This is a genomic window from Psychromonas arctica (assembly GCF_036697365.1).
GTDB classification, from domain to species: Bacteria; Pseudomonadota; Gammaproteobacteria; order Enterobacterales; family Psychromonadaceae; genus Psychromonas; species Psychromonas arctica_A.
In genome coordinates this window covers 54,362-75,368 of sequence record NZ_JBAHZA010000004.1, presented here as the reverse complement: position 1 = coordinate 75,368, position 21,007 = coordinate 54,362, and the positions used below count along the sequence as shown (strand labels likewise).

At 38.3% G+C, this 21,007-nt stretch carries 19 protein-coding genes; 9 read left to right on the top strand and 10 right to left on the bottom strand.

Going from position 1 to position 21,007, the window contains the following annotated elements; all coding sequences use genetic code 11:
• Positions 1 to 122: 122 nt before the first annotated feature.
• The gene (gene adk / locus V5290_RS05785; protein WP_290040398.1) at positions 123 to 767 is read left to right on the top strand and encodes an adenylate kinase; all 645 of its coding nucleotides are present in this window, start codon (positions 123 to 125) and stop codon (positions 765 to 767) included.
• Between the two features lie 66 nt (positions 768 to 833).
• On the top strand, positions 834 to 1,388 hold the full coding sequence (locus V5290_RS05780) for an NlpC/P60 family protein (protein WP_333382776.1): 555 nt from the start codon (positions 834 to 836) through the stop codon (positions 1,386 to 1,388).
• A gap of 11 nt (positions 1,389 to 1,399) precedes the next feature.
• Here the strand turns inward: V5290_RS05780 and V5290_RS05775 are convergent, their stop codons facing one another.
• Positions 1,400 to 2,020: a flavin reductase family protein gene (locus tag V5290_RS05775; RefSeq protein ID WP_333382774.1), complete on the bottom strand. Its 621-nt coding sequence runs from the start codon at positions 2,018 to 2,020 to the stop codon at positions 1,400 to 1,402.
• 259 nt (positions 2,021 to 2,279) lie between these two features.
• Here V5290_RS05775 and V5290_RS05770 point away from each other — a divergent pair, with 259 nt between their 5' ends.
• Positions 2,280 to 2,696, top strand: coding sequence for a 3-phosphoshikimate 1-carboxyvinyltransferase (locus tag V5290_RS05770; protein ID WP_333382772.1), 417 nt, complete (start codon positions 2,280 to 2,282; stop codon positions 2,694 to 2,696).
• Between the two features lie 58 nt (positions 2,697 to 2,754).
• On the opposite strand, the gene V5290_RS05765 is transcribed toward V5290_RS05770, so the two are convergent.
• On the bottom strand, positions 2,755 to 3,882 hold the full coding sequence (locus V5290_RS05765; protein ID WP_333382770.1) for a cupin domain-containing protein: 1,128 nt from the start codon (positions 3,880 to 3,882) through the stop codon (positions 2,755 to 2,757).
• A gap of 162 nt (positions 3,883 to 4,044) precedes the next feature.
• Between V5290_RS05765 and V5290_RS05760 the strand changes: the two genes are divergently transcribed.
• Positions 4,045 to 4,974: a DMT family transporter gene (locus V5290_RS05760; RefSeq protein WP_333382768.1), complete on the top strand. Its 930-nt coding sequence runs from the start codon at positions 4,045 to 4,047 to the stop codon at positions 4,972 to 4,974.
• 81 nt (positions 4,975 to 5,055) lie between these two features.
• Here the strand turns inward: V5290_RS05760 and purB are convergent, their stop codons facing one another.
• The 3 genes from purB to mnmA all read right to left on the bottom strand — a co-directional run bounded on the left by purB (position 5,056) and on the right by mnmA (position 8,367).
• Entirely contained in the window at positions 5,056 to 6,426 is a 1,371-nt protein-coding gene (gene purB / locus V5290_RS05755) for an adenylosuccinate lyase (protein WP_333382766.1), read from the bottom strand.
• Between the two features lie 74 nt (positions 6,427 to 6,500).
• Complete coding sequence (gene hflD / locus V5290_RS05750; protein WP_333382764.1) at positions 6,501 to 7,130, bottom strand: high frequency lysogenization protein HflD; 630 nt, start codon at positions 7,128 to 7,130, stop codon at positions 6,501 to 6,503.
• A gap of 94 nt (positions 7,131 to 7,224) precedes the next feature.
• On the bottom strand, positions 7,225 to 8,367 hold the full coding sequence (mnmA, locus tag V5290_RS05745) for a tRNA 2-thiouridine(34) synthase MnmA (RefSeq protein WP_333383141.1): 1,143 nt from the start codon (positions 8,365 to 8,367) through the stop codon (positions 7,225 to 7,227).
• Between the two features lie 290 nt (positions 8,368 to 8,657).
• On the opposite strand from mnmA, the gene V5290_RS05740 reads away from it, so the two are divergent.
• Positions 8,658 to 10,571: a methyl-accepting chemotaxis protein gene (locus V5290_RS05740; RefSeq protein WP_333382762.1), complete on the top strand. Its 1,914-nt coding sequence runs from the start codon at positions 8,658 to 8,660 to the stop codon at positions 10,569 to 10,571.
• Positions 10,572 to 10,692: 121 nt separating this feature from the next.
• Here the strand turns inward: V5290_RS05740 and V5290_RS05735 are convergent, their stop codons facing one another.
• Together V5290_RS05735 and V5290_RS05730 are read right to left on the bottom strand one after the other, a co-directional pair.
• The gene (locus V5290_RS05735; RefSeq protein WP_333382760.1) at positions 10,693 to 10,995 is read right to left on the bottom strand and encodes a hypothetical protein; all 303 of its coding nucleotides are present in this window, start codon (positions 10,993 to 10,995) and stop codon (positions 10,693 to 10,695) included.
• 251 nt (positions 10,996 to 11,246) lie between these two features.
• Positions 11,247 to 12,158, bottom strand: coding sequence for a LysR family transcriptional regulator (locus V5290_RS05730; protein ID WP_333382758.1), 912 nt, complete (start codon positions 12,156 to 12,158; stop codon positions 11,247 to 11,249).
• Positions 12,159 to 12,309: 151 nt separating this feature from the next.
• On the opposite strand from V5290_RS05730, the gene V5290_RS05725 reads away from it, so the two are divergent.
• The 4 genes from V5290_RS05725 to V5290_RS05710 all read left to right on the top strand — a co-directional run bounded on the left by V5290_RS05725 (position 12,310) and on the right by V5290_RS05710 (position 18,205).
• Positions 12,310 to 12,993 carry an NAD(P)H-dependent oxidoreductase gene (locus tag V5290_RS05725; RefSeq protein WP_333382756.1) on the top strand — a complete coding sequence of 228 codons (684 nt, stop codon included), beginning with the start codon at positions 12,310 to 12,312 and terminating at the stop codon, positions 12,991 to 12,993.
• 465 nt (positions 12,994 to 13,458) lie between these two features.
• Entirely contained in the window at positions 13,459 to 14,475 is a 1,017-nt protein-coding gene (locus tag V5290_RS05720) for an efflux RND transporter periplasmic adaptor subunit (protein WP_333382754.1), read from the top strand.
• Positions 14,475 to 17,588 (top strand): multidrug efflux RND transporter permease subunit, encoded by a 3,114-nt coding sequence (locus tag V5290_RS05715; RefSeq protein WP_333382753.1) that lies wholly within the window; start codon positions 14,475 to 14,477, stop codon positions 17,586 to 17,588. The genes V5290_RS05720 and V5290_RS05715 overlap by 1 nt, the downstream gene beginning before the upstream one ends.
• Before the next feature lie 203 nt (positions 17,589 to 17,791).
• Positions 17,792 to 18,205, top strand: a complete 414-nt coding sequence (locus V5290_RS05710; RefSeq protein ID WP_416351601.1) for an FKBP-type peptidyl-prolyl cis-trans isomerase — start codon at positions 17,792 to 17,794, stop codon at positions 18,203 to 18,205.
• Between the two features lie 47 nt (positions 18,206 to 18,252).
• Here V5290_RS05710 and V5290_RS05705 read toward each other — a convergent pair whose 3' ends face one another.
• The 3 genes from V5290_RS05705 to V5290_RS05695 form a co-directional block, all read right to left on the bottom strand.
• On the bottom strand, positions 18,253 to 19,620 hold the full coding sequence (locus tag V5290_RS05705; protein ID WP_333382749.1) for an L-serine ammonia-lyase: 1,368 nt from the start codon (positions 19,618 to 19,620) through the stop codon (positions 18,253 to 18,255).
• A gap of 81 nt (positions 19,621 to 19,701) precedes the next feature.
• A complete protein-coding gene (locus tag V5290_RS05700) occupies positions 19,702 to 20,358 on the bottom strand; it encodes a DUF1007 family protein (protein WP_333382747.1) in 657 nt (218 codons plus the stop codon).
• A 26-nt stretch (positions 20,359 to 20,384) separates the two neighbouring features.
• A complete protein-coding gene (locus tag V5290_RS05695) occupies positions 20,385 to 20,777 on the bottom strand; it encodes a DUF2750 domain-containing protein (RefSeq protein WP_333382745.1) in 393 nt (130 codons plus the stop codon).
• Positions 20,778 to 21,007: the final 230 nt, after the last annotated feature.

The following is a 21,007-nucleotide window of genomic DNA, read 5'->3' as shown; positions in this document are numbered from 1 at the left end:
AATCAGTTTATAAATGTGTTAAAGGCCTGCTTATGCAGGCCTTTTTGGTGGATAATCTTGTGAATTTCCTCTTAACGGTGTAAATTTCGCAGTAGAATTTGTTAATTATATAGGAAGCTAGAATGCGCATTATCTTATTAGGTGCTCCAGGTGCCGGTAAAGGGACACAAGCTCAATTCATGATGGATAAATATGGTATCCCACAAATTTCAACGGGTGACATGTTACGTGCTGCAGCTAAAGCGGGCACAGAGCTTGGATTAAAAGCAAAAGAATTAATGGATGCAGGCCAATTAGTCTCTGACGACTTAATTATTGGTTTGGTTAAAGAGCGTATTGCACAAGAAGACTGTGCAAAAGGTTTCTTACTAGATGGTTTCCCTCGTACTATTCCACAAGCTGATGCAATGAAAGCGGCTGGTGTGATTGTTGATTTCGTATTGGAATTTGATGTGCCTGACGAAGAAATCGTTAAGCGTATGGCTGGACGTCGTGTTCATTCTGGTTCTGGTCGCACATACCACATCGTTTACAACCCACCAAAAGTGGAAGGTAAAGATGACGTGACAGGTGAAGACTTATCTATCCGTCCTGATGATGAAGAAGCAACAGTACGTAAACGTTTAGATATCTACCATACTCAAACAGCACCCTTAATCGCTTACTATAAAAATGAAGCTGCACAAGGTAACGGTGCTCATCATAAATTTGATGGTACACAAGCTGTTGATGTTATCAGTAAAGAATTAGCGACTATTTTAGGCTAAACTGTATAACATAAATTATTAATATTAGGGGCGTAAGCCCCTTTTTTATAGGCATAAGGAGAAGTAATGCAGTTAAGGCAACGGAAAAGTTATTCTCGTCATTTCAGTTTATTATCCTTGCTCTATTTTGTCGCTGCTTGTAGTTCTACTCCTGAACAACAAACACATCCAGAAATTACTGCTGCTCAACCATCGAGCGTTAAAGCACCTATTCAGTCTTCTCCAAAAACACAACCTAATATGCAACCTGACGATTTACTGTATGCAATTCTTCGCAGTGAATATAGTTACTGGGTTGGTAGTCCATATCGATTAGGTGGTAATACTTTACGTGGTATTGACTGTTCTAGTTTAGTGCAGCAGGTGTTTAAGAATAGTTTTAATATACCGTTACCTCGAACCACCGAATACCAAGTTAAGAAAGGTTTTGCTATTAAGAAGAGCGAGTTAAAAGTCGGTGATTTAGTCTTCTTTAAAACCAGCCGAACAACTCGCCATGTTGGAATTTATATGGGAAACAATGAGTTTTTTCATGTTTCTACCAGCAAGGGGACAAAAATATCTTCACTTTCTAATCCTTACTGGCGTAAACATTACTGGCAGTCTCGCCGTATTATTTAACGATTAGTAAGCTAGCTTGGTCTATTCAATTTGAATGGTGCTGTAATTGATGCGTATTCACCACCGCCTAAACGTGCGAGTGGATTGATTTTTTCTGCTGCAATATCAATACGCTCAGTTTGTTCTTTGTTAATCACACTATCACTAACATAAAGGTGTTTAACCTCTACAAATATTAACGTTTGTGGTGCATCGCCAATCTCTTTAATTTCATATAATTCACAGGCATAAGCAATATCACATTGGCTGAGACGCGGTAAAGAAAAGTCTGCAAAGTCAGTGGTGGTTAACGTGGTATTGTTTAATTCAGATTCACCGTGCGCTAATGTTGCTGCTGTTTGGGTCACCAATTCTGCTTGCTGTTCAGAAGCTATGTGAATTACCATTTTTTTATTTTTTAAGATATTGGTTAGTGTATCTTTATCATCACCATTAGGCTTTTTACCCACTGACAGCATCAATAAAGCTGGGGCGCTTGAAACTGCGGTAAAGTAAGAGAAGGGCGCTAAATTAAAGCTACTTGGCGTACCTTCTGATTCGGTTAGCACCCAAGCAATAGGACGTGGCACGACGGTTTGAGTCATTAGGTGGTAACGTTCTGAAGCACTATGTTCTGAAAAATTAAGTTGCATGTGATCCTCTGATGATACGAATAATATTAATGGAGTTAAGTGGAAACTATAACAAAGTTTGTATGTTGATCTAAGCCTCTTGGTAGAACGGTCTTGGTATTAATGTTTTGCTATAACTGCCAGTTGATTACGAAACATATTTTATTTAAATCTTATATACTTAATTGAGTATTTTTATGATGGTTTATCTATATAGATGCTAATATAACCTGTATATCATTACTGTAATTTACACATAGCATATTAATAAGGTGTGACGTTGGCTAATTTAAAAAAGAATATTAAAGACGAGCAAACGATTGTTAATTTACTAAGTAAAATGCCTAAATCGGTTGCTGAAAGTTTTAACGAAGAGCAACTTACCCATTTGTTTACTATTTTAAGCTCGCGAAGTTGGGCTAAACATAGTATCGATTTGCGCGGGACTTTTAAGATCCCTCTTTATCAACGCCGTTTTTATTATGTATTTTTGGCAGGTAAAAACTTCCGAAAGTTATCAAGGCAAGAACAAAATTTATCATTGATCAGTAAAGCTATTATGTTCACGATACTGTTGATATTTTGCACTTTAGTCGGATTGTTAGTCGTTTATTTAATAAAGTCAGCGTTAGGTATTAACCTGATTCCAAACTTCTCATTTGGTATTTGGGGATGGTTTAAAGGGTTGTGGGTTTAGTGATGAGTATTTTAAACACCTCCCTCCAGTAAGAGGTGTTTAGCGTTTACGCTATTTTTTACTCAGCGTACCAGTAACCTAGGTTTACTAATTTAGTGAATAACGTTAATGCAGCTTCCTCATCCTTAAAGATATTAAGTAATTCGCTTGCCGCTTCATCTTGATTACATAAACAATGTGCTAGTTCTGTAAATCCTGAGAAGTCATATTCTTCACCATTGATAAACACTAACTTTGGTGTTTGCTCAAAATACACTGCTCGCAATCCACCTAAACGTGTGAATTGCGCACCATCTTCTAAAAACTCAAGGATCTCTTTGTTTTCTAATGGATACTCTGGCGCTGCGATATCTAGATCATGTTTTGCTTCACTGATCATACGGCCAAACCAAGGAATAAGTTGCTCAGGCGTTTTGCAATTAGCTAGCATAACTTGATGCAGTTTGTTTAACTCTGAATCTTCAATACAACCTGGTTTTTCACGTATCTGCATAGGGATATCTGTATAACGTAATGCATTATCGTGATTATCAATATTGTAATCCGTGAAGCTACTCAGTAAGTCATTTTGATCCGGCGCTCGGAAGCCTACGCTGTAATTTAATGATGGTTCAATTGCATAACCTTCATGTGGGCAGCCACTTGGAATATATAAAATGTCACCTGGCTCCATCTCTACATCAATCGCAGCGTTAAATTCACCACAATGTTTTAGTGCTCCATGTGCAGCAAACTCAGGTAGTGTTTGACGCGCACCAACACGCCAGTGACGTTTGCCTTCACCTTGAATGATAAACACGTCGTAGTTATCAATATGCGGTCCAACACCGCCTTTAGGCGTAGAATAACTGATCATTAAGTCATCGATGCGCCAGTTAGGTAAAAAGCGAAAAGGGCGCACTAATTGTTGTGCATCAGGGTGCCAATGATCAACGGCTTGAACTAGTAACGTCGCGCCATCTTTTTCTAGGCGTTCAAAGCTTTTAAATGGACCACACTCAGCATGCCATTGCTCATCTTCTTGATAAACTAAACGGCTTTCTAAGTCTTCTTCCATCGCTAGCCCTGCTAGCTCATCGGGTGCAATTGGATCTTGAAAGTCGATAAAACCTTGTTTGAGCAAAGCGGGTTTCTTTTGCCAGTAAGTATCTAAAAACTGGTTAATTTCAAAATTAAGTTCAAACATGTTGTCGCGCCTTTCTGTGTAAAATAATTTGGAGTGTAACAGCTCGTTTATAAGCAGGGTAGCGATACCGCTACGCTGTTAGATATTCAGCATTAAAAGACTATTTTTGTGTTAATGTTGATAAAATTTAGCCTCGTATTGGTTCATTTTCAAGGAAGCATAATGGAAAGATCGCTTAAGTTTAATAAAGTCACTGGTTTGCTCGCAGGTTTAGTTGTGGTGATGATTTGGTCTGGTTGGATCATTATTTCTAAATGGGGATTATCGCACTCTTTAACCGTGTGGGATGTAACGGGCGTACGATTTTTAACAGCGGCGGCGATTGTTGTTCTATATGCTTTGTTTAGCAAAACGTCACTTAAGTCTATTTTCAGCTTACCTATTATTATTTGTAGCCTATGTTGTGGTGCTTTATATGTTTGCGCAAGTTTGATTGGCTTATTAATTTCAGATGCCGCGAATACTGGGGTGATTATTAATGGCACTATGCCAATAATGTGCGCATTGATTTTGTACCTATGGGAAAAACAGCGTTTAGGACGTACTCAATACTTGGGAATTGCGCTGATATTAGTTGCTAACAGTTTGCTCTTTACGAGCAGTGGTGGGGCGAGTTTAAGTGCTTTATTATGGCTATTACTGGCCGCTTTCTTTATCGCTTTTTATTCTGTTTCAATGAAGATATGGCAGATCCACATCAAGACGATTATGCTTGCTGTGCCTATTATTAATGCGTTATTTTTTACGCCCATTTGGTTTTTTCTGCCTAGTCACCTGAGTATTTCACCAATTTCTGAAATTGTTTTGCAAGGTGTATATCAAGGCATCATTGTTAGTGTGTTAGCGTTATTTTGTATGAGTTACTGCATCAGTAAGTTAGGTGCTGTTTCTGCATCAGCAATTATGGCGTTAGTACCTGTGGTCTCGGTATTGTTAGCGATTTGGTTTTTGGATCAAATTTTAACTTTCCAGATGGCGATTGCCATTGTTGTCTGCTCTGTAGGCTTAGCTTGTTACAGTAGTTTACAACCATTTTTAGATTGGTTATTTAGCGCTAAGAAAAATGAGACAAAAATAGTTGCCGAGAAATAAAATCTATTACATTGAATATGTTTAGTGCAATAAAAAAGGCAACCCGAAGGTTGCCTTTTATCAATTAACTTAATCAGCGTATTAAGCCATTTTTTCTACAAGTTCAACTGCTTGACCAATGTATGAAGCTGGTGTCATTGCTTTTAATTCAACTTTAACTGCTTCAGGTAGCTCAAGTGTATCGATAAACTCGCTCATACCTGGGCCATCTACGCGTTTACCGCGCGTTAGCTCTTTTAATTTTTCGTATGGTTTTTCGATAGCGTAACGACGCATTACTGTTTGAATTGGCTCAGCCAATACTTCCCAGTTTGCATCTAAGTCTTTCAACATATTTGCTTCATTTGCTTCAAGCTTGCTGATACCTTTTAAGCTTGCTTCATAAGCAATGACAGAGTAACCGATTGCAACACCTAGGTTACGCAATACCGTTGAGTCCGTAAGGTCACGCTGCCAGCGAGAAACAGGTAGTTTTGCTGCTAGGTGATCGAAGATAGCGTTCGCTAAACCTAAGTTACCTTCAGAGTTTTCGAAGTCAATTGGGTTAACTTTATGTGGCATAGTTGACGAGCCAATTTCACCGGCAATGGTTTTTTGCTTGAAGTGGCCAAGACAAATGTAACCCCAAACGTCACGGTCAAAGTCTAATAGAATAGTATTGAAACGTGCAATCGCATCAAATAGCTCTGCAATGTAATCATGCGGTTCGATTTGCGTAGTGAACGGGTTAAACGTAACCCCTAAACTTGTTACAAACTCTTCCGCAAAACCCTGCCAGTTAACTTCCGGGTAAGCACTTAGGTGAGCATTGTAGTTACCTACTGCGCCATTTGTTTTACCTAATTGCTCAGTTGCTTCGATTTGCTTAACTTGACGTTGTAGACGCGCTACTACGTTTGCCATTTCTTTACCTAGTGTAGTAGGCGAAGCTGGCTGACCATGTGTACGAGACATCATTGGCATTGCTTTGTATTCGATTGCTTTTTCTTTAATCGCATCAACAACACGATTACAGTAAGGCAAGATAACGTCATTTTTAGCCGTTGATAACATTAGAGCGTGAGATAAGTTATTGATATCTTCTGATGTACAAGCAAAATGGATAAACTCAGAAACTGCGTTAAGTTCAGCAACGTCTGCTACTTTTTCTTTTAAGAAGTATTCAACTGCTTTTACATCGTGGTTTGTTGTTGCTTCAATATCTTTCACGCGTTGTGCATCAGCTTCACCGAAGTTAGCTACAATTGCATCAAGGTGTGCATTTGCTTCAGCAGAGAAAGCAGGAACTTCTGCGATACCGTCTGTTTGTGCTAGTTTTTGTAACCAACGTACTTCTACTTGTACGCGGAATTTGATTAGACCAAACTCACTAAAAATATCGCGCAAAATTGCAGTTTTGCTACCGTAACGGCCGTCAACTGGTGATACAGCTGTTAGTCCTGAAAGTTCCATTTGTTGCTCCTAATGATATGTAGGTTGTTTAAACAGTTTCTTTTTTCCCTTACTGGGAAAGAGTGATACGAATATTATGTTCTTAGTAAATTTTGTTTGGTTTGTTCTACTATCGCTTTACGAGATAGCAATAATTGACGACGTTTACCGCCAATTTGACGCCATAGAACAGCAGCACGTACACCGGCTAATAATAATGCGCGGATTTTATGTTGTGTTTGTGATTGTTGCAAGTAACTCGGGTTACCATTCACTTGAATTTTAGGGCCTAGGTTACTAATTAGATCTTTATAAATAGAATCTAGGTTACTTAACACGCTGCTATCATCAATTTCAAAATGTGCTAGTTGACGATGGACTTGATTAATACGTTCACCAAGTAGGTTTAATGTACCTGAGTTAGCTGATAGTTTACGCTCTAACGCCATTAAACCAGCTACGTATTTAGTGATTTGCATATTACGGCTACCATCAACATTATCCAGTTGTGCAATCACGGTTTTGTAGCCGACTTTAAGCGATTCATGTCCTCCTAATATATCCAATGGTGCCGCACTGTCGGTGCGTACAATTGAACGTAACGAGGCATTAAAGGCAACTGCATCGGGACAAATACCCTTAGTCGCAATTTTATCGACTAAGTAAGCTGCTTGGCACATTGCCGCAAAAGCAATGCTACGAGATTCTAAGGTATGGAATGACATGATCAGTACACTTCTTATTGTAAATGAATGTGGAGGCAGACATTTATCTGCCTCTAAGCCTAATTGCTTGTACAACTTATATTTGGGCTACTCGCTACTTTTGCAAGTGTTGGTCAATAATTGCACCACCAAGACACACTTCATCAAGGTAAAATACTGCTGATTGTCCTGGTGTTACTGCCGCTTGTGGCTGATCGAAAATAACTTCTAATGTATCGTCATCAATAGGGTTAACAGTACAAGGAATATCAGTTTGGCGGTAACGTGTTTTAACGGTACATTTAAAGCTTTCTTTTTTCGGCGTTCTATCTACCCAATCACATTTTTTAGCAATTAAGCCATAAGAAAATAGCGCTGGGTGATCTGCGCCTTGGGCAACTAATAGGCGATTATTTTCCATGTCTTTACCCACTACATACCATGGATTTTCGTTTGAGTTTTGTAATCCACCTATGCCTAAACCTTTGCGTTGGCCTAGCGTGTGGTACATCAAACCTTGGTGTTGACCAATAACTTCATTTTCAGGTGTAACAATATCACCTGGTTGCGCTGGTAGGTAAGTCTGTAGGAAGTCAGTGAATTTGCGCTCACCGATAAAGCAGATACCTGTGCTGTCTTTTTTGTTGTGTGTTACTAAGTCTTGCTCTTCAGCAATACGACGAACTTCTGGTTTTTCTAGTTCACCAACAGGGAATAAGGTTTTGGCAATTTGCTCGCCACCCACAGCGTACAAGAAGTAGCTTTGATCTTTATTATTATCTAAGCCACGTAGCAATTGTGCTTTACCATCAACGTCACGGCGGCGACAGTAATGGCCTGTCGCGATGTAATCTGCACCTAAATCTTCAGCTGCAAATTCTAGAAAAGCTTTAAACTTAATCTCTTTATTACACATGATATCTGGATTAGGTGTGCGGCCTGCTTTGTATTCTTCTAAAAAGTGCTCGAATACGTTATCCCAATATTCTGCTGCAAAATTAATGGTATGTAGTTTGATACCTAATTTATCACAAACAGCTTTAGCATCTTGAAGGTCTTCAGCAGCAGAGCAATACTCATCCGTATCATCCTCCTCCCAGTTTTTCATGAATAAGCCTTCAACTTGATAGCCTTGCTGCTGTAATAAGTACGCAGATACTGAGGAATCAACACCACCGGAAATACCGACGATCACTTTAGTTTGGCTATTGTCTTTCATAAAATACTCTCCAACGAATTCAGGCGCAGATTTTAGCAGAATTTGCGGTCAATTAAACTAATAATGTGAGCAAGATCTATCGAGGTGTTTTACTTTGATTTTGTTATGTTTTTAATCGGTAAATATCATTTTTTTGTACTTTGTAAATTTTTTGATGGAGTTAAAACTTTTTAAAAGTTATTTGTATTACTAATGAGGTAATAGTCATACTTTTAACATTCACATAAAAATTAAAGTTTAGGAGTCGCTAGACTGTTGTAATAGTAAGAAATTGGTGGGGTGTAAGGCCTAGCTCAATATCGGTTTCAATGTGTCAACAAGGAAAGCTCATGAATAAACTTGGTTTTAAAAATATTTTAATTGTAGTGATCACTAGTTTGCTAATTTTAGCGCTAGGTATCACTTCTTTTATCTCCATCGATAAATTATCTGAAACGACTAAAAGTACATTAATCGATAAAATCAGTAGTGCATCACAATATGAAGCCAATAATATTAAGCAATATATCGCTTCATTCTCTCAACCTGTCGCTAATTTGGCTGCGTTGTATAAAGCCAATGATTACCAAACCGATCATGAGAAGCACATGTTATTTGCCAAAGAAGCAACTGGAGTGACTAAGTTGACGTTAGGGCTTGATGATGGCCGATCTTATACATCAAGAGCATCTGAATCTTTCCCTAACGGTATTGGTATTCCATCTAAATATGATCCGCGTACGCGTTCTTGGTATCAGCTCGGTAAAAAAAGTGATCAATTAACCTTAAGTGAAGTCTTTGCAACGAAAGAGGGTGTTTTATTATTACTTGCAGTACAAGCTGTTAAAGATGGTGTAATTGCATCTGATGTACGTTTAACTCGGTTGCAAACACTAGTAGAAGGAGTGGATGTCGCTCAAGATTCTGTAGCTGTTTTAGTAGACCAAAAGGGCATGGTGCTCGCTTCAACTAGTGAAGTAGCAAAGGCTAAAGACCAAATACAAGATATAGTCGAACTCAGTGATTTTTCATCGAGTATGTTAAAAAATGAACGCGTTATTGCAGATGCTACTTTAGGCGGAAAGCCAAGTTTATTAGTTTCTACACGTGTTGATTTAGTTGGTAGTGAGCCTTGGTATTTAATGATTGCTGTGAAAGATGAGATAGCCTTTGCTGCGGTATCTAAGGCAACTTGGGCATTGTTATTGTGGGTTTCAATGATCACTTTATTATTTATTGTGGTGTTTATTTTTGTTCTTAATCGCATTTATCAACCTGTGATAGCGTTGAAAACGCTGGTGGGTAACTTATCTAATGGTGATGGCGATTTAACGCAACGTTTAGCAGTTAGTTCTAAAGATGATTTAGGACAAATTGCTGGCAGTGTGAATCGCTTTATTGAAACATTACAGTTGATGATGCTGGATGTGAAAAAAGTGAGCGGGCGTTTATCTGAAGGTGTAGAAACACTCAAGAATCATTCGGATAATAGCGCTGGAATTTTAGCGCAACATCAACAGGAAACCGATCAGGTGGTAACAGCAGTGGAAGAGTTAAGTGTTACTGCTGAAATGGTAGCCGCCAACGCGCAGGATACAGCGCAGTTTACGCAGGAGGCAAATAACTCAGGCGAAACCTCTAAAGACATTATTACTAATGCTCAGGTGAGCTTACAGCGTTTATCGAATGAGGTTGAAAGTGCAACGGTCAATGTGGCGAATATGAGCCAGGAAACACAAGATATAGGTTCTATTCTGAGTGTGATTGGCGCTATTGCAGATCAAACTAACTTATTAGCGTTAAATGCTGCTATTGAAGCTGCTCGCGCTGGTGAGCAAGGTAGAGGGTTTGCGGTAGTTGCTGATGAAGTTAGAGCGTTGGCTGCACGTACTCAAACCAGCACCGGTGAGGTTGAAAATGCATTAGAAAAATTACGTCATGAATCAACTGCGGTGGTGAGTTCAATTGATAGTACAAGAGCAACCAGCCAGCAGACAGTGTTAGAGGCTGCGAGTGTTGCTGAAAGTTTAGAGGTGATGAATAGCTTTGTTTCAAAAATTAATGATCTAAGCAATCAAATAGCTTCTTCGGCGCAGGAGCAAAATGCGGTTATTAGAGAGGTGAGCCAAAATATGGCACGTATTCATTCTATCGTACAAGAGTTAACTACAACGGGCGCAAATGTGAATCAAGAAACTAATCATATTCACGAGGTTAATGAACAGCTTAATAATATTGTGGGACGCTTTAAATTAGATAAATAATGTAAATCTACATTAAAACCTAAGCATTTCAGATTAAACCCGGGATGCTTAGGTTTACATTTTATCGTGTAACTTAGTCAAATAGAGGGGGCTTTAACTGAAAAGCCTTAACCCATCATGGTTAAGATTCATCCTCTACAAGCGGTGCCACTCGTAAGCTGGCTTCCTCTTCATCAAAATATTCTTTTTCCACTAGCAATTTTTGCAGCTGTTGCAGTGTCACTTGTTCGCTATTGAGTTGATTCAGTAAGCGCTCTTCACATTGGGATTTTATTGTGTCAGATGGAAAAGATTGGTATTCACGGCAGAAATAAAGGGGAGGTAAACCAAAACTGAAGGCTGTTAATTGCGCTAGATGCATTGCGTTTAAAGGAGTGATTAATTGTGTTAGTTGTAGTGCATTATTATTTTGACTTTCTGACATTCTATTCCGCTCTTTTAAATATATTAAAAGAAACTCTACATCAAAAATGAATTTATGTCTTTGATATCTAGAATATGATCACCGTTATTCGACATTGTTTGTTGAAAGTTTATTGAAAATTGAGGGTTGATCAATAATATCATTGAGGTGTGGCTTTCTCAGAAACCTGATGGATGTATTCGAGGTTCCAATAATAGCCGAACATGTGAAATTGGCTTATCCCATCATAGTGGCATTGCTACCCATTCTTATTAAGGACATGGGTATTGTTGACTAAACTCAGTAAATTTTTGCTGTAAGTAGTCGATCACCATGCGTAACTTTTTTCTTGGGTATTCAGTCTGTAAATAAACCAATTGTAGCGGAACATCTTCACTACGATATTCTTTTAATAGAATGATTAACCTTCCTTGTTCAACATCTTTCGCAATATCAATCCAATTTTTATAGGCTATGCCATGGCCAGCCACTGCCCACTCCCTTAATAAGGCCCCGTCATTGGTGGTTTTGATTGGGTTAATATTAATGTGTCGTGTTTGGTTATCTTTATTAAAACGCCACTGATGTTGTTTGTTATTACCCAGGTTCCAGTTAAGTAATTTATGTTGTTGCAACTCAGCAGGGCTATTTGGCTGCCCGTATTTTTCAATATATTCAGGTGAGGCAACCACATAGCGAGGTGAAGACGCGAGATATCTTCGCTTTAATGGTGAGTCTGCTAAATGTCCGTAGCGTAACGCGATCTGTAGGTTTTGTTCTATCAAGTCACTGTTATGGTCACTCAAATGCAAAGTTAAAGTGACGGAAGGGGTAGATAATAAAAATGTTTCCAGCCAATCACTTACAATATTTCTCCCTAGATCTGAAGGCATACTTAAGCCGATATCACCGCTCACTTGATCATTATTATTGTTTAATGTATTGCTAGCCACGTCCAAAATATTAATTGCTTCTCGGCTACTTTCAATAAATAGCTTACCTTCTTCGGTTAGATGCATGTTGCGCGTTGAGCGGATAAAGATTTGGCAATTTAATCGTTGCTCTAAGCGTTTAAGCGCGGCACTTGCTGCTGCTGGAGTGAGGTTTAATTCTCGACTCGCTGCTGAGATGCTATTGAGGTCTGCGATTCTAATGGCGAGTTTAAGGTCATTTAAATGATACATATTCAAAAATAATTTTAAAGTTATTCAAATTTAACCGTTATTATCAAATAAAATAATCAAGTGTACAATATGTTTATAAATTAGTAATGTTCACTTTAACGTTGCTTAGTTTGACCTTATTTAATGAGTTAAAGAAGCAAAAGGTATTATCATGAAGCAAGCTGTAAACCAATCTGAAAACCGCGATCAGATCATTGATGATTTAGCGACACGTTATACAACAAAAAAATACGATCCAAGTAAGAAAGTAGCGCAACAGGATTTGGATGTGTTGTATGAAAGTTTACGCCTTTCTCCTTCTTCAATTAACTCCCAACCGTGGAAGTTTGTTGTGATTGAAAGTGATGCGGCAAAACAAAGAATGCATGATTCTTTTGCCAATAAACACCAGTTTAACCAACATCTTATTTTTGATAGCTCACATATTATTTTATTTGCTCACAATCCTGCTTATACTCGCGATGATTATGCGAAAGTAGTTGATAAAGGGATACAGGATAAACGCACACCGTTAGAAAATAGAGAGAAAGCGTTTGCAGGTTTCCATTTTGCTGAAAGTAATACGGATGAAAATGGAGACAATAGTGCATGGACTAAGGCTCAAGTTTATATTGCCCTAGGTAATGCTATGCATACTTTAGCTCGCTTAAAAGTTGATTCAACACCTATGGAAGGTATTGATCATGAGCTTATTGGTGAGATTTTTGCTGAAGAGTTAGGTGGTTTTGAATGCCATGTTGCGCTGGCGATTGGTTATCACCACGAGTCTGAAGATTATAACTTTAGTTTACCTAAAACACGTCTTGCAATATCAGATGTGCTAACGGTTATTTAAGTTAACAATAGTTTTTAATCGCAGCGCTTCTCAATAAGTGGTTTGAAATTACATTATTTCAAGCCACTATATTTTAAAGTTCTATATTTCAAAGCACTATATCTCAAAGTACTATATTTCTAATAATGTCATCTGAAATCTTTGCTTCATTCTTCCAATGAACTGCCCACTATCATCTATTAATAGTCAGTCATTAGTTTTGCCTAGTTATGCCTTCCGACTTTGTTTTTACTCTGAATTAAAGTTGAGTTAATAAGGCTTGTGATAATTTCTCCACATTTTCTTCACAATCTTTGTATTTTTTTACTTTATGATGGTGTAATGCTATTTAACTGCATTTATTAAATATAAATGTGATCAGTCCTTTGCATTAATCCCACTTTAAATAGAAGAAACAAAATGAAAAAATATAACCCAGTTTTTATCTTGATAAGTTTTTTACTGAGTCTATTTAGCAGCTTTGCTATGGCTGCCTCTCCTACACAGGCAGTGCCAATTTATAGTGAGGAAGTGGGCGCTTATGAGGTATCTGAATCTCTTTCTTTAATTGGTAAGTTGCAAGCAAAACAATATGTCAGTATTGAGCCAGAAGTTGCAGCTAAAGTGACTGAGATAGCAGTTAAAGCCAACCAAAAAGTAAAAAAAGGGCAGTTACTTATTAAATTAGATAGTGCTGGCGCCAATGCACTACTCGCCGAAGCAAAGGCTTATCTAGCCAATGAACAACGCACCTTAAAAGATTATCAACGCCTTATTGGCAAACAAGCAATCACTCAAACTGAGTTGGATAGTCAGGCTTCTGTCGTCGCTATTGGTAAAGCGCGATTAATTGCAGCACAAGTATTTATCGGTAACCACAGTATTACAGCTCCTTTTGATGGCACTATAGGTTTACTAGATTTTAGTGAAGGTAAAATGGTGGCTATCAGTGAGTCGCTTTTAACACTTGATAATCTGTCTGAAATGACCCTCGATTTACCTGTTCCTGAACGTTACCTGTCTAAAATACAAGTGGGTATGGATGTTTCTGCTAAAACACGAGCTTGGGGCGAGCGCTCGTTTACAGGTAAAGTCGTGGCTATCGATTCACGTATTAACCCAGACACATTAAATTTACGTGTTCGTTTGCTTTTTGATAATCAAGACGAGCTTTTAAAACCTGGCATGTTGATGTCGGCAAACTTAGTGTTCAATGCCATTAATGAACCGATTATTGCGGTGCAATCTTTAGAGTATTCAGGTACTAAACGTTTTGTTTATGTCGTGGGTGACGATAATAAGGTGACTCGCCGAGAAGTGGTATTGGGCCCTCGTATTAAAGACCAAGCTGTTATTGCATCAGGTTTAGAGATTGGAGAGCGTATTGTTGTTCAAGGTCTGGTTAATATGCGTGATGGATTAACTATTAAAGATTTAAGTACAGTAAAGCAAGATGGCGAAACGACGGTCAATGTTAACACTCGACAAAAGGATAATAAATAATGTGGTTATCCGATGTATCAGTAAAACGACCGGTAATGGCCATTGTATTGAGCCTATTACTCTGTGTTTTTGGGATAGTTTCTTTTGAAAAGTTAGCTGTTCGAGAAATGCCTGATGTAGAAAGCCCGGTAGTATCAATTACTACTCGTTATGAAGGGGCGAGTGCTACTATCATGGAAAGTCAGGTTACTTCTGTTATTGAAGATCAGGTAACCGGGATTAGTGGTATTGATGAAGTTGAATCTGTTACTCGTAATGGAATGTCACGTATTACTGTTACCTTTGATATTGGCTGGAATCTTACTGAAGGCGTCAGTGATATTCGTGATGCTGTGGCTAAAGCAGAAGGCGCGTTACCTGATGAAGCTGATGAGCCTATCGTTTCAAAAGATGACGGATCTGGTGAACCCTCCTTGTATATTAACCTTCGATCTTCAACCATGGATCGAACGCAGTTAACTGATTATGCTGAACGTGCTTTAAATGATCGATTTAGTCTAATTAGTGGAGTTAGCTCTGTTAATGTGACAGGCGGCTTATATAAGGTTATGTACGTTAAATTATTGCCTGATTTAATGGCAGGGCGCTCTGTGACAGTGGATGATATTCTTTCAGCATTAGAGGCTGAAAATGTCGAAAGTCCTGGTGGTGAGGTACGTAATGATACTACGGTTATGTCAGTTCGTACGGCCCGATTATATGCTCAAGCAGAAGACTTTGATTATTTAGTTGTACGTCGCGCTAATGATGGTACTCCCATTTACTTAAAAGATGTGGCAGAAGTGAATGTCGGGGCTGAGAATGAAAATTCTGCGTTTAAAAACAATGGTATTGTTAACCTTAGTTTAGGGATTGTCACTCAAACCGATGCAAATCCGCTAGATGTTGCTGCTGCCGTTCGTTCGGAAGTTGATAAAATCCAACAATTTCTACCCGAAAATACTGAGCTAGAATTAAATTATGACTCTACTGTATTTATTGAGCGCTCCATTGATGAGGTTTATAACACCCTATTAATCACTGGCGGTTTGGTAATATTGGTGTTGTATATTTTCATTGGCCAAGCTCGAGCAACGATTATTCCTGCTATTACTGTTCCTGTTTCCCTGATTTCTGCTTTTATTGCTGCGTACTACTTTGGATTCTCGATCAACTTGATCACTTTAATGGCTTTAATTTTATCGATAGGGCTAGTGGTAGATGATGCGATTGTGGTGGTGGAGAATATATTCCATCATATTGAGCAGGGCGAAAAACCTTTGATGGCTGCATATAAAGGCACACGAGAGGTTGGTTTTGCAGTTGTCGCAACAACGTTAGTGTTAGTCATGGTGTTTTTACCTATTTCATTTATGGATGGCATGGTTGGACTATTATTCACTGAGTTTTCAGTGTTATTGGCGATGTCTGTTATCTTTTCCTCATTTGTCGCATTGACCTTAACGCCTGTGTTAGCCAGTAAAATGCTCAAAGAACATCAGCAACAAAATCGCTTTAATCGATGGATAGATAAACAATTTTCTCGTTTAGAAGGCGTCTACCGTGGTGGGCTAGTTTATGCTATTAAACTCCGTTTAGCTGCTCCTTTGGTTATTCTTGCTTGTATTGCTGGTAGTTACTTTTTAATGCAACAAGTACCTTCACAGCTTGCTCCTAAGGAAGATAGAGGGGTTATCTTTGCCTTTGTAAAAGGGGCCGAAGGTACTAGTTTTAATCGAATGTCCGAGAATATGGATTTAATCCAAGAGCGTTTGTTACCTTTATTAGGTCAAGGCGTTATTAGATCATTTAGTACACAAGCCCCAGCTTTCGGCGGTAATGCCGGAGACCAAACAGGCTTTGTCATCATGGTGCTTGAGGATTGGAATGAACGCTCCGTGTCTGCTAATCAAGCGCTTGGCTTAGTTAAGCGAACCTTGGGAGACTTACCTGATATCCGAGTAAGACCTTTATTGCCAGGGTTTCGTGGAGGATCTAGCGACCAAGTTGAGTTTGTATTAGGCGGCTCTGATTATAGTGAGTTAAGCAAGTACGCTGAATTGCTAAGACAACAGGCTGAAGCCGATGGAATGGTGGTTGGTAGTGATTTAGATTACTCTGAAAAAACACCAGAATTATTGGTTTCTTTAGATAAAGAGCGTGCCGCAGAGTTGGGCGTTAGCTTAGATGAAATATCTGAGACTTTAGAAGTGATGCTTGGCGGCAAGAGTGATACCACTTATGTAGAGCGCGGTGAAGAGTATGACGTGTATTTACGTGGTGATGAAAATAGCTTTAATAATGTGAGTGATTTAAGCCAAATCTATATGCGTACTAAAGGTGGTGAGTTAGTGACGTTAGATACTTTAGCAAATATTGAAGAAGTCGCCTCTGCTAGCCGCTTATCACATTTCAATAAACAAAAATCTATTACTTTGGGCGGCAGTGCAGCTGAAGGGAAATCATTAGGTGAAGTGTTAGATTATTTGGATGCTAAAGCGATCGAATTATTCCCAAGTGATATTACTGTTTCATATACTGGTGAGTCACAGGAATATCGCGAAAATAGCAGTAGTGTATTAATTGTCTTTGGTTTAGCGTTACTGGTGGCTTACCTAGTACTAGCAGCTCAGTTCGAAAGCTTTATCAATCCATTAGTGGTTATGTTTACTGTACCTATGGGCGTTTTGGGTGGTTTCATTGGTATGGTATTAATGAACCAAGGGCTGAATATTTATAGTCAAATTGGCATGATTATGTTGATTGGTATGGTAACTAAAAATGGTATTTTAATTGTAGAGTTTGCTAACCAATTACGAGATCGTGGAGCAAGCTTAGACAATGCCATAATAGATGCTGCTGCTCGTCGACTTCGTCCTATTTTAATGACTGCCTTTACCACATTAGCTGGTTCGATACCGTTAATTTTATCTGTGGGAGCGGGCTCTGAGAGTCGTATTTCTGTTGGGACGGTGGTTTTCTTTGGGATGGCATTCGCGACTATAGTGACGTTATTTGTAATACCTGCTATGTATCGATTGATTTCAGGTAGTACTCATTCTCCCGGTCATGTTGAAGCTTTATTAAATGAAGAGCTACGTTTAAGTGAAGAAAAGTTGAAGCACAATACATAAGTTTAAATAAACTATTGAGTGTTACTAAAAAACGAGGAATTTAACAACTTCTCGCTTTTTTAATACCTGTAGAGAAATTGTTCTTAAACTCCTTTATAAAATTTAGTACCCTCTGTGCCTTAATCAATCAAACAGGGTTTATCATGTTTAAGTTTATTTTAATTATTGCGATAGTAATCGTGGCATTTTTTGTTTTTCAATCAATGGGTTCAAGTAAAGCTGCACCAGAAAATATTAAAAAAGGACAAGGTTTTTTAGCTGAAAATGCGACTAAAGAAGGGGTTATCAGTACTGATTCTGGTTTACAGTATTTAATATTAGAAAAAGGTGAAGGGACAGAGCACCCAACTGCAAAGAGTAAAGTTAAGGTACATTATCATGGTACATTAATTGATGGCACTGTGTTTGACAGCTCGGTAGATAGAGGTGAGCCAATCTCTTTTGGTTTAAATCAAGTGATTCCTGGTTGGACTGAAGGTGTACAATTAATGGTAGAAGGCGATAAGTTTCGTTTCTTTATCCCAAGTCGTCTTGCTTACGGCAACCGTAGTGCTGGTAAAATTCCTGCTGGTTCATTATTGATTTTTGATGTTGAGCTATTAAAGATTAACCCATAATGACTTGTTCGCAATCTCCTTTATCTATAAAAGGAGATTGCACTTTTCTATTCACAGGGCGGTGCCATGTGGATCACCGCTAAGCCTCCCTGTGATGTCTCACGATATTTTTTATTCATATCTTTACCTGTTTGATACATAGTAGCGATGACTTTATCTAGTGAGATAAGGGATTTACTATTACGTTTTAAAGCCATTCTTGATGCATTAATTGCTTTCATTGCTCCCATTGCATTTCGTTCGATACAAGGTATTTGCACTAAACCTCCTATCGGGTCACAGGTCATACCTAATGAATGTTCCATTGCTATTTCTGCAGCAATACATACCTGTTCATTGCTACCGCCTTGGATTGCAGTTAATCCTGCTGCCGCCATTGATGAAGAAACTCCTATTTCACCTTGGCAACCAACCTCTGCCCCTGAAATGGATGCATTACGTTTATATAACATACCAATAGCTGCTGATACGGCTAAAAAGTCTTTTAGTTGCGTAGTATCAATGTTGCGTAGATATTTATGGTAATACATCAACACAGCAGGAATAACACCAGCAGCGCCATTAGTTGGAGAAGTTACCACCTGTCCCCCTGCTGCATTTTCTTCACTCACTGCAAAAGCATATAAATTAACCCAATCTAGAACACTCATTGGATCATTATCCGTACTTTCGTTTGCTTGTAAGGTTTTTAACAGTGCAGGTGCTCGCCTTACTACTTGTAAGCCGCCTTCTAAAATACCTTCAGTGGTTAACCCTCGCTGTAAACAGAGGCTAATCACTTTCCAGATTTTGTCTGTTGTTGCATCTAGTGTTTGTTGGTCAGTAAAGGTGAGCTCGTTTTTTAATACTAAGCTGCCTATGCTTAATCCATTTTTATCCGCTTGGGCTAATAAATCCTTAGCTGAATCAAATGGAAAAGGTACTTGATGTGTAGTGTTTGCAATTGGGGTTAATAATTCTTGTTCAGTACTAATGAATCCACCACCAGTAGAATAATAGGTTTCAGAGCCAATTAACTGTTTTCCTTGATAAGCAAGGAAGCGCAGTCCATTTTCGTGTAAGGGGAGGCTGGTTTTATGAAACTCAATATGCACTGCTGGATCAAAGGTAATAGAGTAATCATTTAAAAAATTTAATTTTTTAAATTCGGACACTTGCTGCAAAAGAGCATTTACAGTTGATGTTTTAATTGTGTCAGGTTTATAGCCACTCAATCCTAATATAATAGCCCTGTCAGTATGATGGCCTCTACCTGTAAGAGATAAAGATCCATAAAGTTGAACTGTGATCGAAGTGATTAGTTTTGCCTGATGCTGATGCGAAGTTGCAAATAAATAAGCCGCTAACATTGGCCCACTGGTATGTGAGCTAGAAGGACCTATACCGATTTTATAGATATCGAAAATGGACAGCATGGCATATTCCTTAACATTATTGATAGTGAGATTTATATTCAGAGCACTCTAGCTACATACTCATTTACAATGCCCATAAACCTATTGGCAATTGAGTTTATATTGTTGCGAGAAGTACCTTCCCAGTGTGTTATCAGGCGTAACATCTGCCGCTAATGCTAAGGTATAAGCTCTTTGTGCATCGGATACTTTAGGCTCAATTATTTCACCTTTACAAGACGACATAAGTTGCTCGGATATTTGTACATCGCCTTTATTTAACCAAGACATATCAACAAAATAGGTTTGGTCGTAAATATAAAGTCTGAGGTTTTTTCCTGCAAAAGCAATAGGTGAAGACAAGGGAAGTTCAAAACTGAGCACTATCTTATCTTTATCTATTAGCATTTGTGGGTAGATCGCACTTTTATATTTTACTGGCGTATTACCGTCGTATAGATAAGTGAAATAATGTTCATTATATAGATTGCCTATCACTCCGCCGGCTAGCTTTTGCAGGGTAGCTTGAAGATGTTCTGGGCTAATATCTTCACCTTGCAGCATATAAGCCGAAGTATCAGCATCAAATGACCAAGTCATGTGTAGTGACTTGATATGTGTTTCATCGCTTTCAATGTAAGTATTAGTGTCAACCCACGCATGAGGGTGAGCTAATAAATATGATGGTGATAATAGCGCGACAATAAATAGTATTTTATCGCGCCAATATGTTTTATTTCTGGTGTAAAAAATGGACATATAAGATCTTGTTAGCTAGCTATTGTTTAATAGCGTTTTTTCTGTGGGCTAGTGTTAAGTTCTTGTTCAAACTCCTCAGGGAATAAAATAATGCCATTTAAGTCTTTATCTGGAAAAATCACGATAGAGAGTTCATCTTCTGCTAACCCTGGTGTCCAGCGAGAAAACCAAGTAGTTAAATCGAAAGCTTGTGCTGTGCAGTGTGACCATTCGTCTGTCGCCCAGTCTTCAGCAAAGACTTTATTAGGCCACACTGGAACACAATCTTCATCTTCTGTATTTAGCATCACACAACCATGCTCATCAACTAATAACCAAACCTCTTGTTGCTTTTTAATCTCTTTACATAAATATTGAAAGCGTTGTTGAGCATCAAATTTTAAAATTTCTTTAATACGTTGTGGCGTTAAATCGCTCATATCTTGTCCTATTGAGTCTATTAATAAAGTACATTGCTAGCTTAAAGTAAATGTTATATTTTGCTAGCTGAGATTGATTAAAATTAAGGTCGTTTGGTTTGATAGTTTTTAAGTTGATTAGAAATAAGTCGTGTCGACCGACTTAGTAATATTAAAACTCAATAATATTAAGTGATTAATATTATTTTTTGTTTCAAAAGTTGATCATTTAAAAATAAAAATTATTTTTA

Excerpts from the sequence above, each read along its gene's own strand:
- adk (WP_290040398.1), top strand. The coding sequence starts at position 123 with ATGCGCATTATCTTATTAGGTGCTCCAGGTGCCGGTAAAGGGACACAA.
- V5290_RS05780 (WP_333382776.1), top strand. The coding sequence starts at position 834 with ATGCAGTTAAGGCAACGGAAAAGTTATTCTCGTCATTTCAGTTTATTA.
- V5290_RS05775 (WP_333382774.1), bottom strand. The coding sequence starts at position 2,020 with ATGCAACTTAATTTTTCAGAACATAGTGCTTCAGAACGTTACCACCTA.
- V5290_RS05765 (WP_333382770.1), bottom strand. The coding sequence starts at position 3,882 with ATGTTTGAACTTAATTTTGAAATTAACCAGTTTTTAGATACTTACTGG.
- V5290_RS05760 (WP_333382768.1), top strand. The coding sequence starts at position 4,045 with ATGGAAAGATCGCTTAAGTTTAATAAAGTCACTGGTTTGCTCGCAGGT.
- purB (WP_333382766.1), bottom strand. The coding sequence starts at position 6,426 with ATGGAACTTTCAGGACTAACAGCTGTATCACCAGTTGACGGCCGTTAC.
- hflD (WP_333382764.1), bottom strand. The coding sequence starts at position 7,130 with ATGTCATTCCATACCTTAGAATCTCGTAGCATTGCTTTTGCGGCAATG.
- V5290_RS05740 (WP_333382762.1), top strand. The coding sequence starts at position 8,658 with ATGAATAAACTTGGTTTTAAAAATATTTTAATTGTAGTGATCACTAGT.
- V5290_RS05735 (WP_333382760.1), bottom strand. The coding sequence starts at position 10,995 with ATGTCAGAAAGTCAAAATAATAATGCACTACAACTAACACAATTAATC.
- V5290_RS05730 (WP_333382758.1), bottom strand. The coding sequence starts at position 12,158 with ATGTATCATTTAAATGACCTTAAACTCGCCATTAGAATCGCAGACCTC.
- V5290_RS05725 (WP_333382756.1), top strand. The coding sequence starts at position 12,310 with ATGAAGCAAGCTGTAAACCAATCTGAAAACCGCGATCAGATCATTGAT.
- V5290_RS05720 (WP_333382754.1), top strand. The coding sequence starts at position 13,459 with ATGGCTGCCTCTCCTACACAGGCAGTGCCAATTTATAGTGAGGAAGTG.
- V5290_RS05715 (WP_333382753.1), top strand. The coding sequence starts at position 14,475 with ATGTGGTTATCCGATGTATCAGTAAAACGACCGGTAATGGCCATTGTA.
- V5290_RS05710 (WP_416351601.1), top strand. The coding sequence starts at position 17,792 with ATGGGTTCAAGTAAAGCTGCACCAGAAAATATTAAAAAAGGACAAGGT.
- V5290_RS05705 (WP_333382749.1), bottom strand. The coding sequence starts at position 19,620 with ATGCTGTCCATTTTCGATATCTATAAAATCGGTATAGGTCCTTCTAGC.
- V5290_RS05700 (WP_333382747.1), bottom strand. The coding sequence starts at position 20,358 with ATGTCCATTTTTTACACCAGAAATAAAACATATTGGCGCGATAAAATA.
- V5290_RS05695 (WP_333382745.1), bottom strand. The coding sequence starts at position 20,777 with ATGAGCGATTTAACGCCACAACGTATTAAAGAAATTTTAAAATTTGAT.